At 72.6% G+C, this 15,967-nt stretch carries 16 protein-coding genes; 9 read left to right on the forward strand and 7 right to left on the reverse strand.

Annotation, left to right across the window (positions count from 1 at the left end; genetic code table 11):
• The first annotated feature begins 232 nt into the window (after nt 1-232).
• Nucleotides 233-505, forward strand: a complete 273-nt coding sequence (locus AB0917_RS29225; protein ID WP_366822671.1) for a hypothetical protein — start codon at nt 233-235, stop codon at nt 503-505.
• 34 nt (nt 506-539) lie between these two features.
• Here the strand turns inward: AB0917_RS29225 and AB0917_RS29230 are convergent, their stop codons facing one another.
• A complete protein-coding gene (locus tag AB0917_RS29230) occupies nt 540-1,286 on the reverse strand; it encodes a ferritin-like fold-containing protein (RefSeq protein WP_366822672.1) in 747 nt (248 codons plus the stop codon).
• A 451-nt stretch (nt 1,287-1,737) separates the two neighbouring features.
• Between AB0917_RS29230 and AB0917_RS29235 the strand changes: the two genes are divergently transcribed.
• Nucleotides 1,738-3,915, forward strand: coding sequence for a DEAD/DEAH box helicase (locus AB0917_RS29235; protein ID WP_366822673.1), 2,178 nt, complete (start codon nt 1,738-1,740; stop codon nt 3,913-3,915).
• 160 nt (nt 3,916-4,075) lie between these two features.
• Entirely contained in the window at nt 4,076-4,933 is an 858-nt protein-coding gene (locus AB0917_RS29240; protein ID WP_366822674.1) for an alpha/beta hydrolase, read from the forward strand.
• Nucleotides 4,934-5,076: 143 nt separating this feature from the next.
• Here AB0917_RS29240 and AB0917_RS29245 read toward each other — a convergent pair whose 3' ends face one another.
• On the reverse strand, nt 5,077-5,988 hold the full coding sequence (locus AB0917_RS29245; RefSeq protein ID WP_366822675.1) for an NYN domain-containing protein: 912 nt from the start codon (nt 5,986-5,988) through the stop codon (nt 5,077-5,079).
• 154 nt (nt 5,989-6,142) lie between these two features.
• Between AB0917_RS29245 and AB0917_RS29250 the strand changes: the two genes are divergently transcribed.
• Complete coding sequence (locus tag AB0917_RS29250) at nt 6,143-6,310, forward strand: hypothetical protein (protein WP_366822685.1); 168 nt, start codon at nt 6,143-6,145, stop codon at nt 6,308-6,310.
• Nucleotides 6,311-6,428: 118 nt separating this feature from the next.
• Here the strand turns inward: AB0917_RS29250 and AB0917_RS29255 are convergent, their stop codons facing one another.
• From AB0917_RS29255 to AB0917_RS29270, 4 genes are all read right to left on the reverse strand, one after another.
• On the reverse strand, nt 6,429-7,034 hold the full coding sequence (locus AB0917_RS29255) for a MarC family protein (RefSeq protein WP_026241124.1): 606 nt from the start codon (nt 7,032-7,034) through the stop codon (nt 6,429-6,431).
• A 125-nt stretch (nt 7,035-7,159) separates the two neighbouring features.
• Entirely contained in the window at nt 7,160-8,026 is an 867-nt protein-coding gene (locus tag AB0917_RS29260) for a PHP domain-containing protein (protein ID WP_366822676.1), read from the reverse strand.
• A 145-nt stretch (nt 8,027-8,171) separates the two neighbouring features.
• Nucleotides 8,172-8,849, reverse strand: a complete 678-nt coding sequence (locus AB0917_RS29265; RefSeq protein WP_366822677.1) for a DUF6758 family protein — start codon at nt 8,847-8,849, stop codon at nt 8,172-8,174.
• A 173-nt stretch (nt 8,850-9,022) separates the two neighbouring features.
• A complete protein-coding gene (locus AB0917_RS29270; RefSeq protein ID WP_366822678.1) occupies nt 9,023-9,607 on the reverse strand; it encodes a suppressor of fused domain protein in 585 nt (194 codons plus the stop codon).
• A 442-nt stretch (nt 9,608-10,049) separates the two neighbouring features.
• On the opposite strand from AB0917_RS29270, the gene AB0917_RS29275 reads away from it, so the two are divergent.
• Both AB0917_RS29275 and AB0917_RS29280 read left to right on the forward strand, forming a co-directional pair.
• Complete coding sequence (locus AB0917_RS29275; RefSeq protein WP_366822679.1) at nt 10,050-11,177, forward strand: magnesium and cobalt transport protein CorA; 1,128 nt, start codon at nt 10,050-10,052, stop codon at nt 11,175-11,177.
• Between the two features lie 104 nt (nt 11,178-11,281).
• Nucleotides 11,282-11,803: a hypothetical protein gene (locus AB0917_RS29280; RefSeq protein WP_366822680.1), complete on the forward strand. Its 522-nt coding sequence runs from the start codon at nt 11,282-11,284 to the stop codon at nt 11,801-11,803.
• A gap of 103 nt (nt 11,804-11,906) precedes the next feature.
• Here AB0917_RS29280 and AB0917_RS29285 read toward each other — a convergent pair whose 3' ends face one another.
• Nucleotides 11,907-12,668 carry a hypothetical protein gene (locus AB0917_RS29285; RefSeq protein ID WP_366822681.1) on the reverse strand — a complete coding sequence of 254 codons (762 nt, stop codon included), beginning with the start codon at nt 12,666-12,668 and terminating at the stop codon, nt 11,907-11,909.
• Between the two features lie 236 nt (nt 12,669-12,904).
• On the opposite strand from AB0917_RS29285, the gene AB0917_RS29290 reads away from it, so the two are divergent.
• Genes AB0917_RS29290 through AB0917_RS29300 form a run of 3 tightly spaced genes read left to right on the forward strand, consistent with a single transcriptional unit; the run spans nt 12,905 to nt 15,906 of the window.
• Nucleotides 12,905-14,179, forward strand: coding sequence for a CBS domain-containing protein (locus tag AB0917_RS29290; RefSeq protein ID WP_366822682.1), 1,275 nt, complete (start codon nt 12,905-12,907; stop codon nt 14,177-14,179).
• The gene (locus tag AB0917_RS29295; RefSeq protein ID WP_366822683.1) at nt 14,169-14,729 is read left to right on the forward strand and encodes a DUF1003 domain-containing protein; all 561 of its coding nucleotides are present in this window, start codon (nt 14,169-14,171) and stop codon (nt 14,727-14,729) included. The genes AB0917_RS29290 and AB0917_RS29295 overlap by 11 nt, the downstream gene beginning before the upstream one ends.
• Nucleotides 14,730-14,772: 43 nt before the next feature.
• Nucleotides 14,773-15,906 (forward strand): Mrp/NBP35 family ATP-binding protein, encoded by a 1,134-nt coding sequence (locus AB0917_RS29300; protein WP_366822684.1) that lies wholly within the window; start codon nt 14,773-14,775, stop codon nt 15,904-15,906.
• The last annotated feature ends 61 nt before the right edge of the window (nt 15,907-15,967 follow it).

Consider the following 15,967-nt stretch of genomic DNA (forward strand, 5'->3'; position numbering starts at 1 on the left):
GCCAGCGCGAGCGCCTGGACGGGCAAAAGGACCTGGCCTGGATCGAGGGCCGGCTGGTGTTCGAGCCGGGCCGCTCCCCTGTGCCCGGCGGGCCGCTCCCGTACGCCGTGGTGCGCGGAGCCTTACCCGTACGGGTTCCCCGGCCCGGCGGAGGGTTGTACGGCGCGGGCCAGGGGTAGTACCGCCTACGACCGATTTGCCCGCCCCGCACACCCCCGCGAGGTGATCCTTCGTGCTCTGGGAATCCTTCGGCGCCGCCGTGCTCGGACTCGGCCTGTCCTGGGTGGCCGTCCGCTCACTGTCCGACCGGCTCCCCTCCGTCCGTGCTGTTTATCTCACCGGTGCGCTGGGGGCTCTGTTCGGAGCGTTCCTCACGCATTCGGCGCTGGGCCCCGGCCACGGCGTGGCGACCCTGGTCGGCGCCGTCGTCGTCGGTGCGGTGACCCTGTCGCTGCTGATCCGCCCGCGCGGCCGCCGCCTCACGAGGTCGGCGGCGGCCCAGTAGCCCAGTAGCCCAGGTGCCCAGGTGCCCAGGAGTGTTACGCGGCCAGCCCCAGCGCGGCCATGCGCTTGGTGTGGGCCTCGGTGATCCGGGAGAACATCCGGCCCACCTCCGCCAGGTCGAAGCCGTCCGCGACGCCGCCCACCAGCATCGTCGAGAGCGCGTCGCGGTCGGCGACCACCCGCTGGGCCTGCGACAGCGCCTCGCCCATCAGCCGGCGGGCCCAGAGCGCGAGCCGCCCGCCGAGCCGGGGGTCGGCCTCGATCGCGGCACGCACCTTCTCCACGGCGAAGTTGCCGTGGCCGGTGTCGTCGAGCACGGCGAGGACCAGGGAGCGGGTGTCGGTGTCGAGCCGGGCCGCGACCTCCCGGTAGAAGTCGCTGGCGATCGAGTCCCCGACGTACGCCTTGACCAGGCCCTCCAGCCAGTCGGAGGGGGCCGTCTGGCGGTGGAAGTCGTCCAGCGCCTTGGCGAACGGCTCCATCGCGGCGGTCGGGTCCTCGGCGACGGCGGCGAGCCGGTCGGACAGCTGCTCGAAGTGGTGGAACTCGGCGGCGGCCATCTTCGCCAGCGCCGCCTTGTCCCCGAGGGTCGGCGCGAGTTTCGCGTCCTCGGCGAGGCGCTCGAAGGCCGCCAGCTCGCCGTAGGCGAGGGCGCCCAGCAGGTCCACGACCGCGGCGCGGTACTGCGGCTCCGCGGAGGCGGTGGCCCAGTCCTGGGCGGCGATTCCGGTCGCTCCGGGCGCTTCTTCGGGGTGGTCAGTGGCGTTGTCAGGCGTCTCCATGAACCGCACAATAGCCCGCCCGAGGAGCGGTGGAAGGGCCCGGTGAGAAGGCGACATCACACCGTTCCGATGAATTCGTCCAACACACATGCGCGAATCCGGGGTACAGTGGTATTGCGCTTACTGAGCATTTTCCTGTGCCAGGGGCGCGTCCCTTGAATGAGGATGCCCGGTCGGTGGCCCGATCGGCTCCGACCCGACAGCCCTCCACGCGGTGCGTACGACACGTACGACTGCAGATGAGGGGCCCCCTCAGCGGCACGAGCGCTCGAGCGACGGCAGTGGTCCCGCGCCACCCGGCCCATCCACGGCCGGATGACCAACCCCGGCACGGTACGACCCCCAGCGTTCGCCTCGGACCGCGTCTCACAGAAGAGGCAGCACCCTGACTACGTTCCGCGACCTCGGCATTCTTTCCGAGACGGCCGAAGCCCTCGAGGCAGTCGGCATCATGTCCCCCTTCCCCATCCAGGAGATGACGCTCCCCGTAGCGCTCTCCGGCTCCGACGTCATCGGCCAGGCCAAGACCGGCACCGGCAAGACGCTCGGCTTCGGACTCCCCCTCCTGGAGCGCGTGACCGTCCCCGCCGACGTCGAGGCGGGGCGCGCCACGCCCGAGCAGCTGACCGACGCGCCGCAGGCGCTCGTCGTGGTCCCCACCCGTGAGCTGTGCCAGCAGGTCACCAACGACCTGCTGACCGCCGGCAAGGTCCGCAACGTCCGCGTCCTCGCGATCTACGGCGGCCGGGCCTACGAGCCCCAGGTCGAGGCCCTCAAGAAGGGCGTCGACGTGATCGTCGGCACCCCGGGCCGCCTGCTGGACCTGGCGGGCCAGCGCAAGCTCGACCTCTCCCACATCCGCGGGCTCGTCCTCGACGAGGCCGACGAGATGCTGGACCTGGGCTTCCTGCCCGACGTGGAGCGCATCATCACGATGCTGCCGCCCAAGCGCCAGACGATGCTGTTCTCGGCCACCATGCCCGGTGCCGTCATCAGCCTCGCCCGCCGCTACATGTCGCAGCCGACCCACATCAACGCCACCTCGCCCGACGACGAGGGCACGACCGTCAAGAACACGGTCCAGCACGTCTACCGCGCGCACAACATGGACAAGCCGGAGATGCTCTCCCGCATCCTCCAGGCCGAGGGCCGCGGCCTCGCGATGATCTTCTGCCGTACGAAGCGGACGGCCGCCGACATCGCCGAGCAGCTGGAGAAGCGCGGCTTCGCCTCCGGCGCGGTCCACGGCGACCTCGGCCAGGGCGCCCGCGAGCAGGCGCTGCGCGCCTTCCGCAACGGCAAGGTCGACGTCCTCGTCTGCACCGACGTCGCCGCGCGCGGCATCGATGTCGAGGGTGTGACCCACGTCGTCAACTACCAGTCGCCGGAGGACGAGAAGACCTACCTCCACCGCATCGGCCGCACCGGCCGCGCGGGCGCCAAGGGCATCGCGATCACGCTGGTCGACTGGGACGACATCCCGCGCTGGCAGCTGATCAACAAGGCGCTGGACCTGAAGTTCCCGGACCCCCCGGAGACGTACTCCACCTCGCCGCACCTCTTCGAGGAGCTCGGCATCCCGGCGGGCACCAAGGGTGTGCTGCCGCGTGGCGAGCGGACCCGTGCGGGTCTGCGCGCGGAGGAGGTCGAGGACCTCGGCGAGACCGGCGGCCGTGGCCGCAAGGCCGCCGCCCCGGCCCCGGCCCGTGAGGAGCGCGAGCCCCGTACGCGTACGCCGCGTCAGCGCCGCCGCACCCGTGGCGGGTCCACCCTGGAGGAGGGCGCCGCGACGGTGCCCGCACCCGCCAAGGAGGCCACGCCGGTCGCCCCGGCCGGTGACGAGGCCCCCGAGGGACCCCGCACGCCGCGCCGCCGTCGCCGTACGCGGGTCAGCGCGTCCGAGGCCGTGACCGAGGCGGCCGTGGCGGTCGCCGAGGCTCCGGCTCCGGTGGCTCCCGCCGCCGAGACCGTGGCCCCGGCCGCTGTCGCCGAGGCCGCCGTGGCGGCCCAGCCGGTCGCGGAGGCCGTCGCGGAGACCAAGCCGCGCCGTCGTCGCGGCCGCGCCGCCGCCAAGCCCGTGGCCGAGCCGGTGGCGCAGGTTCCCGCCGCCGCCGCTCCGGTCGAGGCCGGGTTCCAGACCGTGGCGGTCGCCGCGGGCATCGCGGAGCCGGTGGCCGAGCCGGTCGCGACCAGGCCGCGCCGCCGCGCCCGGATCGTGAAGCCCGCCGACGAGGTGGACTTCCAGATCGCCCCGGCCTCCGAGCCGGAGCCCGAGTCGAAGACCCGTCGCCGCCCGGCCCGCGCCACGAGCCGCCCGAAGGCGGAGTCGAAGCCCAGGGCGGAGGCCGGCACGACGGCCGAGACGAAGCCGCGGAGGGCCTCGCGGGCGAAGGCCGCGGCCCCCGCCGAGACCGTCGCGCCGGAGGCTCCGGCCGCCGCCGAGGCCGAGGCCGAGGCCAAGCCGCGCCGCCGCCGGGCGACCCGCAGCGTCACCTCGACCGCGACCCAGGAGGCCGCCGTGGTCTCCGAGGCCGAGGCCGTGGTGAGCGAGGCCGCCGCCGAGGCGAAGCCCCGCCGCCGCCGCGCCACCCGCGCCGCGGGCACGGCGACGGCGACGACCGAGAGCTGACGGTCCCGCTCCACCCGCGTCACCCAAGGCCCCGGCCCCCGCACCTGCGGGGGCCGGGGCCTTTCTCGCTGCCCGGGGGGCGGGGGCCCCGGGGGCGAGGCACGAGCGCCCGGCACGCCCCCTGGTACCCCGGACAGGGCCGCGGCGATAGCCTCGCCCCATGAGCCGCCCGCCCACCTTCACGCCGCCCCCCTGTGCCACCTCCCGCGTCCTGCGTACCGAGCGCGGCGACTTCGCCGTCCTGGACGCCGTACCCGCCGCTCCCGCGCGGGCCACCGCCCTGCTGCTGCCCGGGTACACCGGCAGCAAGGAGGACTTCATCGCCCTGCTCGAACCGCTGTGCGCGGCCGGGTACCGGGTGGTCGCCGTCGACGGCCGCGGGCAGTACGAGTCCACGGGGACGGACCGGCAGGAGTCGTACGCCCAGGAGGAGCTGGCCCGCGATGTGCTCGCCCAGGCGGCGGCCCTGAGCGAGGGCGGCGGGACCCCGCACCTGCTCGGGCACTCGCTCGGCGGTCAGATCGCCCGCGCCGCCGTCCTGCTGGACGCCGCCCCGTTCCGCTCGCTGACGCTGATGTCCTCCGGTCCCGCCGAGGTCGTCGCCGCCCAGCGGGACAAGGTGAAGATGCTCAGCGACGCGCTCTCCGCGCTCACCATGGACGAGGTGTGGGAGGCGATGCGGGCCATGGACCCGCCGCAGGAGGCGGACACCGGCGACGGCGAGGACATGCGCCGGCGCTGGCTGCTCCACAACCCGGCGCAGCTGATCGCCACCGGCGCCCAGCTGTCCGCCGAACCCGACCGGGTGGACGAGCTGGCCGCCGTCCCGCTCCCCGTCCACGTCCTGTCCGGCGAGCGCGACGACGTGTGGCCGGTGGAGCAGTTCGACGCGATGGCCCGGCGCCTGGGCGCCCGGCGCACCACGATCGCCGGGGCCGAGCACTCCCCCAACACCGCCCGCCCGCACGAGACCGCCGAGGCGCTCGCCGCGTTCTGGGACACCGTCCCGGCCGCCTGAGCCGCCGCCGACGGCCTCGTACGAACCGCGTACGAGCCGCGTACGAGCCCCGCGCGACACCTCATACGGCCCACGGCTCACGGCCCTCGCGAGCCGCCCCCCGTACGACGACCTCGTGCGGCGCCCGTACGGCGACGGCCCTCCTAATACTGCGACTGAAGGTGCTGCCAGAACCCGTCGCGCAGCGCCCGGCGCAGGTGCGCGTGGCCGCGCAGCGAGTGCTGGAGCAGGCGTTCGGCCTCCACCAGCAGGTCCTGGTCGACCGAGCCCGGCAGATAGGGGTGGCCGGGCAGCAGGTCGGCGAGGGATTCGCGGCCGCGGGCGGCGAGCCAGGCGGCGGCGATCTGGGCGCCGACGAAGCGGACGTCATCCCGTGAGGGGGCCGGGGTGTCGTCCTCGTACGTCGTGACCGGGCGCCGCGTGACGTAGGGGCGGCAGAAGTCCAGGTCGAAGGTGCGCTGGCTGTCGACCTCCCAGAGCAGCGGTTCGGCCTGGTTGCGGCCTTCGCCGGCCTCGATACCCCAGAGGTGGACGCGCGCCCCGTAGCCCTGGGCCGCCTCCACCGCCGAGACCAGGTCCTCGTCGCCGCCGATGAGGGCCGCGTCGCTGATGGCGCGGTGCCGGGCGAGGGATTCGAGGTCGGTGCGGATGAGGGAGTCGACGCCCTTCTGCTGGTTGTTGGCGTTGAGGTTGCCGAGCCGCACCTTGACGTCCGGGAGTTCGGCGATGGCCTGCTGCTCGGTGGTGTGGATGCGGCGCCTGGCCCCGTCGTACCAGTACACGCGCAGCAGCCGGCTGTCCGCGAAGATGGTGCGGGCCCGGTCGATGAAGGCCTCGATCAGCCCCTCGGCGTCGAGGTCGAAGGAGCGCCGGTCCTCGGTGCCGGTGACGAGCAGCCCGGCCGCGGCGTACACATAGCCCGCGTCCACGAAGATCGCGTGCGTCGAGGGCGTCTTGGAGACCTCGACGAGCATGCGCTGGAGCAGCTCGTTGGTGCGGTCCAGGCGCTCGGCGACAAGGGCCTGGCCGGGGATCTGCGGGTCCGCCGCGCTCATACGAACCTCATGGTCTGTGTACAGGTGACTACTGAAGGGTACTTAGACATCCAAAAAATTTCCTTAGCGTAGGGAATGTTTGTATCGGGCAATCCGTTGTCACCTGCGGGGAACGCGAGGGAGACCCCGCGTCCCCGTCCAGCAGGAGGATCGGATGAAGGGAAGCTCCGTGCGCTTCGAGATCATGCGACTCGACGACGTCGACGGTACCGCCGTGGACAGCACCGTCGTGGACGCCGCCTCCGTCAGCCGGATCGTGCAGCAGGCCGCCGACATGGGCCAGCGCATCTACATCCGGCCGGCCGGCAGCGCGGCTTCATAACACTCCGCTCGAAGATGCGAGACGAAGCGCCCCCGCACGGAAGGACCGTGCGGGGGCGCTGTGGCGTCCGGGACTGCGGCAAGGGCGTACGGGGACGGCCAAGGCGTACGGGACCGGCTCAGGAGGTCTGGATGACCTGGGTGACGCCGTTGATGATCTGCTGTACGGCGATGGCCGAGAGCATCATCCCGGCGAGCCGGGTCACCAGGACCACCCCGCCGTCCTTGATGATCCGGATGATCACCAGCGAGTAGCGCATCGCCAGCCAGAGCACCACGTGCATGGCCGCGATGGCCGACCACACGGAGAGCTGGCCGCCGAAGCCGTCGGCGTGCTGCACCGCCAGGATGACCGAGACGATCGCGCCGGGCCCGGCCAGCAGCGGCATGCCCAGCGGTACGAGCGCCACGTTGACGTCCTTGGTCTGCGTCGGCTCGTCCGTCTTGCCGGTCAGCAGATCCAGCGCGATGAGCAGCAGCAGGAGCCCGCCCGCGATCATCAGGGCGGGCACGGAGACATGCAGGTAGTCGAGGATCTGCTGGCCGAGCAGACCGAAGACGGCGATCACGCCGAACGCGACCGCGACGGCCTGGAGCGCCATCCTGCGCTGCACCTTGGCAGGGCGGCCCGCGGTGAGGGCCAGGAAGATCGGGGTGATCCCGGGCGGATCCATAATCACAAAAAGGGTGAGAAAAAGGGATCCGAAGACAGCGACGTCGAACACAGTGAGCCTTGCGAGAGATGAGCGGGCGGTACGGGGGCGCGCGGGCCCGGTCGGCGGCCGTCGGCGCACGACGGCAGGGAAAGGGGCGCGCGAGGAGGGGACGTGGTGCGGTGGAGGAGTGGGGCTCAGAGCCGGCCGGCTCCACCGGCGCCCGGCACCGGGAAGGCTCCCGTGGCGCGCCGGGTGATCTCGCCGTAGATCTCGGGGTCGGTGGTGTACTCGCCGAGCCCGACGGTCTTCCGGCTGCCGTGGTAGTCGCTGGAGCCGGTGGGCAGGAGCCCCAGCTCCCGGGCGAGGCCGCGCAGCCGGGCCCGGGTCGGCTCGTCGTGGTCCATGTGGTCGACCTCGATGCCGTCGAGGCCCGCGGCGGCGAGCGCGGCGATCGTGGTCTCGGGGACCACCTCACCGCGTTTCGAGGCGGCCGGGTGGGCGAAGACGGTGACGCCGCCCGCCGCCTTGACGAGCCGGACCGCCTCGAAGGGGTCCAGCTCGTGCTTCCCGGCGTACGCCCGGCCGCCGTTGCCCAGCCAGTCGGGCGTGAAGGCGTCGGAGACCGTGGGCACGACGCCCAGTTCGACGAGGGCGGCGGCGACGTGCGGGCGGCCGACCGAGCCGTCCCCGGCGATGCGGGCGACCTGGTCCCAGGTGATGGGGACGTCGAGGGCGCGGAGCTTGCGGACCATCTCCTGGGCGCGGGGCACCCGGTCGTCGCGGACCAGCTCGCGCTCGCGCTCCAGCTCGGGTTCGGCGGGGTCGAAGAGGTACGCCAGCATGTGCATGCTCACGCCGTCGACGCGGCAGGACAGCTCGGCGCCGGTGACGAGGGTGAGCCCCTGGGGCAGCGCGTCGATGGCCTGCTGGTGGCCGCCGACGGTGTCGTGGTCGGTGAGCGCGACGACGTCCAGGCCCGCGGCGGCGGCGTTGGCGACCAGCTCGGCGGGGGTGTCCGTACCGTCCGATGCGGTGGAGTGGGTGTGCAGGTCGATGCGCACGACGCGTGACTCCAGGGCTCGCGGGCGGACGGGGGACCGCTCAAGGATAACCGCCGCACACCAGGCCTCGGGCCCCGACGGCCCCCGGTCCGACGTGATCTACCGCTCGCCTCCGGCGTGGCCCACGGCTCCCCTCCGGCGCGGTCTACCGCTCGCCCGTCCCCTGCCGGGGCGGCGCGTCCGGGACGGAGAGCAGGCGCGGGGTGAGCGCGCCGCAGGGGACGAGGTCCACCTCTCCCCCGGCGTCGCGCAGATCGGTCAGCACCAGCTCGTCGTACATCAGCAGCCCCGACTGCTCGGGCCACAGGATCGCCCACAGCCACAGGCCGCGCGCCTCGCCGGCGAAGACCGCCCGGTCCTCCGGGGCGTTCCGCACGTGCCAGAGCGGGGTGGGGCGGCCGGCGGCGTGCACCTTGGCGTCGGGGGCGGAGTCGACGTCCAGGTGGTGGCCGGGGTCGGGGCCGTCGATCCCGGCGTACCGGGCGCCGAGGCCGACGCCGAGCTCCTCGGCGACGAGCAGCAGCTCACCCATGCCTCCCAGCGGCCCGGGGCCCGAGCAGGCGACGACGCTCGCCCGGCCGCCGCTGCGGTCGTCGCCCGCGCTGGCCACCCCGGTGAACAGCCAGCCCACGGGGAGCGGCCAGGGCATCCAGACGGGCACCTGCGAGCGGTGCACCACGACGCCGAGCGCCTCGACGCTCGGCGGTACGACCGGCTGCATCGGGTGCACCTGGCCGTGCGCTGAGCACTGCCAGGCGTCGGCGAAGAGACCGGGCGCCCTGACCCGGCCACCGCACTTCGGGCAACTGGGTTCGCCCCTCATAGAGCCCCACGGTCCTCCCCGCCGGTCGCCGCGTCAAGGACGATCACCCGTCCGCGGTGCGGCTGCCGCTCCGGGCGCACGGACGCGACGCGCACCCGGTGGCCGGTCCACGCCCTGGAGGACGGCGTCACGGTCGCGGCCGGCCGACGGCCGGAGCGGGGCCTCGGAGGGGGTCAGTCCAGCGGTACGGAGGTGCGCAGCGGGTCACGCAGGTCCGTGCCGTGCGTGAGCCACCGCTCCTGGAGCTCCTGCGCCCCGCGCACCCGCTTCCAGGCGGCCTCGTTGCGGGTCATCGGCAGCAGCGGCAGGAACCGCACCGGCTCCATCGGCTCGTCCAGCTCCAGGTCCTCCACCAGCCCCCCGGACTCCGCCACCAGCACCGAGGTGAACGGCGCTCCGGTCCACAGCGGCTCCCCCAGGTCCAGCGAGGCCCCCGGCGCCACGATGAGCCCCTCGACCTGCGGGGAGGCGGCCAGTACGGCGAGGGGGCGCAGCACCTGGTCGGTGTCGGCGAGCCCGGCCCGTACCGACAGGACCAGCTCGGCACGGGGGCCCTTCACCGGGTCGGCCAGCGGCGAGGTGGGGTCGGCCATCGGCTGCCCCGACATGCCGAGCGTGGCGTAGCGCACCACATCGCCGTCGAGGAAGCGGAGCACCTCGATACGGTCCGTACCGAGGAACGTCACATCGGCGCGGGCGTCCGGTTCCCCGAGGGCCGAGCGGAGGCGGGCTTCGACCAGAGCGAGAATTTCTGCCATCCGGCGAGCATAGAGTGCGCGTGGAGTGGGCAAAGTAAGGGATTCGGTCCAGGACGGCTGATAGCCTGACCGCCGGTCGGGACAGCACGCAGAAGCGTCGCTCTCCTCGTCCCGACGACACGTCGTCCCCCACGGGGGACCGGCCGGAGGAGGTGGGGACTGCCATGGATCCAAGTCGACCGTGCAGTACCGATCACCCTTCCGCGTACCACCCTTCCCGCTGAACCGATGCCTCGCCGGCCATCACCGATGGCCCGTGGACGGTTGTTCGCACCGCGGAAGAGTCCGAAGCATCTGCGGAAAAGCCTTTCTTCCCTGTCTGTCTGTAGCGAACGCCGTCATCGCGCCCGCGCGGTGGAGCCCGCTTTGCGGACGTGAGCGCACGTCCCCATTCCGGGCTGTTCCACGCCCTCGCCGACGGCCCTCCGTGAAGGAGCCAGCCATGTCGATGATCCGTGACCTGCGCGCCGCCGTGCGCCCGTCCCTGCGTCCCTCCCTCCGTAAGAACAGCGCCCCGCACAGCGGGTACGACACCACCCGCGACCCGTCCGCCTCCAGCGCCGTCGTCGACTGCGCGGTCTACCGCAACGGCAGCCGCCTGGAGGGGCCCGCCGCCCCGACGCCGCACGAGGCGATGCTCCAGGTGCGCGAGGAGGGCGGCTTCGCCTGGATCGGGCTGCACGAGCCGACGGAGGCGGAATTCGCGGGTATCGCCCGGGAGTTCGGGCTCCACCCGCTGGCCGTGGAGGACGCCGTCCACGCCCACCAGCGGCCCAAGCTGGAGCGGTACGACGACACCCTGTTCACCGTCTTCAAGACGATCCACTACGTGGAGCACGCCGAACTGACCGCGACCAGCGAGGTCGTGGAGACCGGCGAGGTGATGTGCTTCACCGGCCGGGACTTCGTCATCACCGTCCGGCACGGCGGGCAGGGCTCCCTGCGCGCGCTGCGCCACCGCCTCCAGAACGACCCGGAGCTGCTCGCCAAGGGCCCGTCCGCCGTCCTGCACGCCATCGCCGACCACGTGGTCGACGGGTACATCGCGGTGGCGGAGGCGGTGCAGGACGACATCGACGAGGTGGAGATCGATGTGTTCTCCACCCCGGCCAAAGGCGGCCGGCGCGGTTCGGACGCGGGCCGGATCTACCAGCTCAAGCGCGAGGTGCTGGAGTTCAAGCGGGCCGTCTCGCCGCTGCTGCGCCCGATGCAGCTGCTGAGCGAGCGGCCGATGCGGCTGATCGACCCGGACATCCAGAAGTATTTCCGGGACGTCGCCGACCACCTCGCCCGGGTCCAGGAGGAGGTCATCGGCTTCGACGAGCTGCTGAACTCGATCCTCCAGGCCAATCTGGCGCAGGCGACCGTCACCCAGAACGAGGACATGCGCAAGATCACCTCCTGGGCGGCGATCATCGCCGTGCCCACGATGATCTGCGGTGTCTACGGGATGAACTTCGAGTACATGCCCGAGGTGGAGTGGAAGTACGGCTATCCGATGGTGCTGGGCGCCATCGGGACGGTCTGTTTCTCCATCCACCGCATCCTGAAGCGCAACGGCTGGCTGTGAACGCGCCGGGCCCCCGGGGGGGGGTCCTCCCGATCGCGCCGGGTTCGCGGGGCTCCGCACCCTGATCCGGGCCGGACGACAGGACACGCCCTAAGCTCCCACCCATGAGTGATGCTGCCGACGCGCTGCTGGAGAGGGCCCTCGTCGAGGAGGCCACGAAGAAGTCCGGCCTCATCTGGGTCGGGGCCGGCGGGCCCGCCCGCGCGGTGTGGCATGTCTGGCACGAGGGCGCGGCCCATCTCGTCGGGGGCGGTCCCGGCGAGCAGCCGCTGCCCGCGGGCCTGGCCGACGAAGGCCGCGCCGAGGTCACCGTACGCAGCAAGGACAAGGGCGGCCGGATCGTCGCCTGGACGGCGGGGGTACGGGTCCTGGCGCCGCACTCCGAGGAGTGGGAGGCGGCCGTCGCCGAGCTGAAGGGCAAGCGGCTGAACGCGCCGGACGCCGAGGTGATGACGGAGCGCTGGGCGCGGGAGTGCGCGGTGGTGCGCCTGACGCCCGAGGCGGTCAGCACCGCCCTTCCGGACACCTCGCTGGCCGCCGCCCCACTGCCGACCGGGGCGACCACGCGGCGGCCCCTGCCGGCCGCGCTCCCCCGGCTGCTGCTGAAGCGGCGCCGGAAGAGCTGATCCGCCGGCCCCTCGGTCCCCGGTCCGCCGCCCCGCAGCGGTCAGGTCAGCCGGTGCCCGGGGCGCCCGCGGCGGTCGGCCGGTCCGGGGTGCCCCACGGCGGTCAGCCGGAGGACTTGGGGAGCTTGCCGCCGTAGTCGACGGTGTCGTCGTCCTCCGGGGCCTCCAACGGGAAGGCGCGCCCCCAGTCGGCCAGGGTGACGGTGCCTCCGCCGCCGCCGCGGGCCACCCGTACCGGGTACGGCTTGCCCTCCAGGGAGACGTCCAGCGCCCCGCCCTCGCCCTCGCCGCCCAGGAGCTGGATGGTGCGGTGCCCGGTGACCGTGTCCCTGGCGCCCTTGCTCAGGGTGCCGTGCAGCGTCAGCAGGCCGTCGAGCAGGACCTTCTTGTCGGTGAAGCCGCGCAGCTGGGGGTAGCTGGGGTCGTCCTGGGGGACCTTCACGTACTTGCCGCCCAGCTTCTCGGCGGCCTCCTGGTCGGAGCGGCTCGCCTTGCCGTCCTCCTCGTGCAGCCAGAAGTCGGCGTCGGCCTTGATGAAGAGCTCGTCCTCGATCCGCAGCAGCACGAAGCTGCGCTTCTTGGAGGAGACCGACCCCGTGCCGCCCTTGTCGCTGAGCTTCATGTTCAGCATGTAGGTGCCGCCCTTGCTGACCAGGGTGCCGGCCAGCCGTACGCCGTCCGCGCCGTCGGCCGCCGCTCGGGCCTTCGTGTCGATCTGCTTCGCCGAGAGTTTCCCGACCCCGTTGGTCCCTTCGTCCGGATCCTCGCCCGCGCAGGCGGTGAGGGCCGCGAGGAGCCCCCCACAGAGCACGACTGCTAGGGCGGTCCGGAAATGATTCCGGACGGCCGGGGCAAAAGAGGTCACGGGCGTACTGCCTCTCAACTGCGATCGGGGGGCAGAGCGCAGCGTACCCGGGCTCCGGGCACCGCTCGGCAGCCAGCCGTACGGACGGGTCCCCCGGGGCGCTCCACGGCGGCAGGAGCTAGCCTGAACCCGGCGTACGGCTGTCCGCCGTACGGCGAAACCCGCTGGTCGGCACGGAGATCGGCACCGAGGCACAGAGGTCACGCACAGAGGCAGGCACGGAGAGGAGGCGGAGCATGGCGGCAGGAGCCCCCAGGGTCTTCGTCTCGCACCTCTCCGGGGTGCCCGTGTTCGATCCGAACGGGGACCAGGTCGGCCGGGTCCGCGACCTGGTGGCGATGTTGCGGGTCGGCGGACGGCCGCCGCGCATCCTGGGGCTGGTCGTCGAGGTGGTCAGCCGGCGGCGGATCTTCCTGCCGATGACCCGGGTGACGGGCGTCGAGTCGGGCCAGGTCATCACGACCGGCGTGGTCAACATGCGGCGCTTCGAACAGCGGCCCACCGAACGGCTCGTCCTCGGCGAGTTCCTCGACCGGCGCGTGCGCCTGGTGGAGAGCGACGAGGAGGTCACCGTCCTGGACGTGGCCATCCAGCAGCTGCCCGCCCGCCGGGACTGGGAGATCGACAAATACTTCGTCCGCAAGGGACGCGGCGGGGCGCTGCGCCGCAAGGGCGAGACGTTGACGGTGGAGTGGTCGGCGGTCAGCGGCTTCTCGCTGGAGGAGCACGGTCAGGGCGCCGAGAACCTGGTCGCCACCTTCGAACGGCTGCGCCCCGCCGATGTGGCCAACGCCCTGCACCACCTCTCCCCCAAGCGCCGGGTCGAGGTGGCCGCCGCGCTGGACGACGACCGGCTCGCCGACGTCCTGGAGGAGCTGCCCGAGGACGACCAGGTGGAGATCCTGGGCAAGCTCAAGGAGGAGCGGGCCGCCGACGTCCTGGAGGCGATGGACCCGGACGACGCGGCCGACCTGCTCTCGGAGCTGCCGGAGGAGGACAAGGAGCGGCTGCTGACGCTGATGCGGCCGGACGACGCCGCCGATGTGCGGCGCCTGATGTCGTACGAGGAGCGGACGGCGGGCGGTCTGATGACGACCGAGCCGATCGTGCTGCGCCCGGACGCGACGGTGGCCGACGCGCTCGCCCGGGTCCGTCAGTCGGACCTGTCCCCGGCGCTCGCCGCACAGGTGTACGTGTGCCGCTCGCCCGACGAGACGCCGACCGGCAGGTACCTGGGCACCGTGCACTTCCAGCGGCTGCTGCGCGACCCGCCGTTCACCCTGGTCAGCTCGATCGTCGACAGCGACCTGGTGACGCTGTCCCCGGACACCCCGCTGCCGACCGTGACCAGCTATCTGGCCGCGTACAACCTGGTCTCGGCGCCCGTGGTGGACGAGAGCGGCTCCCTGCTGGGCGCGGTGACCGTGGACGACGTCCTGGACCACCTGCTTCCCGAGGACTGGCGCGAGACCGACTTCCACGGGGAAGGGGGGATCCGCCATGGCCGGTGAGGAGCGGGCGAAGGCCGCGTCGACGGGTGCCTCGGGGCTGATGCGCCCACCGCGCACCCGGCTCGACCAGCCGAAGTCGCCGCGGCGCAGGCTGCTGCCGGAGTACGACCCGGAGGCGTTCGGACGGTTCTCCGAGCGGATCGCGCGGTTCCTGGGGACCGGGCGGTTCATCGTCTGGATGACGCTGATCATCATCGTCTGGGTGGCGTGGAACGTCTACGCGCCCAAGGAACTGCGCTGGGACGAGTACCCGTTCATCTTCCTGACCCTGATGCTCTCGCTCCAGGCGTCGTACGCGGCCCCGCTGATCCTGCTGGCCCAGAACCGGCAGGACGACCGGGACCGGGTCACCCACGAGCAGGACCGCAAGCAGAACGAGCGCTCCATCGCCGACACCGAGTACCTCAGCCGGGAGATCGCGGCGCTGCGGATGGGCCTCGGCGAGGTCGCCACCCGGGACTGGATCCGCTCGGAGCTCCAGGACGTGGTGCGGGACATGGAGGACCGGCGGATCGTCCTGCGGGCCGAGAGTGACGAAGGCGACCGCTGACGGGCTACCCGCGCGTAGGGCCCGGCGCCGTAACATCGTCGGTATGGCTACGGAAGACGCTGTGCGTGAAGCACTGGCGACAGTGAACGACCCGGAGATCCACCGCCCGATCACCGAGCTGGGCATGGTGAAATCGGTCGAGATCGATCCTGACGGTGTAGTCGCTGTCACGGTGTATCTCACGGTTTCCGGCTGTCCGATGCGCGAAACGATCACCAGGAACGTGACGGAGGCGGTCTCCCGCGTGGAGGGCGTCTCCCGCGTGGAGGTCACCCTCGACGTCATGAGCGACGAGCAGCGCAAGGAGCTGGCGAGCTCGCTGCGCGGCGGCACCGCCGAGCGGGAGGTGCCCTTCGCCAAGCCCGGCTCGCTGACCCGGGTGTACGCGGTCGCCTCCGGCAAGGGCGGCGTCGGCAAGTCCTCGGTGACGGTGAACCTCGCGGCGGCGATGGCGGCCGACGGTCTGAAGGTGGGCGTGGTCGACGCAGACATCTACGGGCACAGCGTGCCCCGGATGCTCGGCGCGGACGGCAAACCCACCCAGGTGGAGAACATGATCATGCCGCCGTCCGCTCACGGCGTGAAGGTCATCTCCATCGGCATGTTCACCCCGGGCAACGCGCCCGTGGTGTGGCGTGGCCCGATGCTGCACCGGGCGCTCCAGCAGTTCCTCGCCGATGTGTACTGGGGCGACCTGGACGTCCTGCTGCTCGACCTGCCGCCGGGCACCGGTGACATCGCGATCTCCGTGGCACAGCTCGTGCCGAACGCGGAGATCCTGGTGGTCACGACCCCGCAGCAGGCGGCGGCCGAAGTGGCCGAGCGGGCCGGTTCCATCGCCGTACAGACCCACCAGAAGATCGTGGGCGTCGTGGAGAACATGTCGGGCATGCCGTGCCCGCACTGCGACGAGATGGTCGACGTCTTCGGCTCGGGCGGCGGCGCCCGGGTCGCCGAGGGCCTGACCCGGACGGTCGGCGCCGAGGTGCCGGTGCTGGGCTCGATCCCGATCGACGTACGGCTGCGCGAGGGCGGCGACGAGGGCAAGCCGGTGGTCCTGTCCGACCCGGACTCCCCGGCGGGCAGCGCGCTGCGCTCGATCGCGGAGAAGCTGGGGGGCCGTCAGCGCGGCCTGTCGGGCATGTCGCTGGGGATCACCCCGCGCAACAAGTTCTGAGCCCCGTCCGGCCCGTCCGGCGCCCGGGGGGCGCGGGAAGGGCCCCGGCGCCCGGGCGGGG

Source organism: Streptomyces sp. NPDC007346 (assembly GCF_040703535.1).
Lineage (GTDB): Bacteria > Actinomycetota > Actinomycetes > Streptomycetales > Streptomycetaceae > Streptomyces.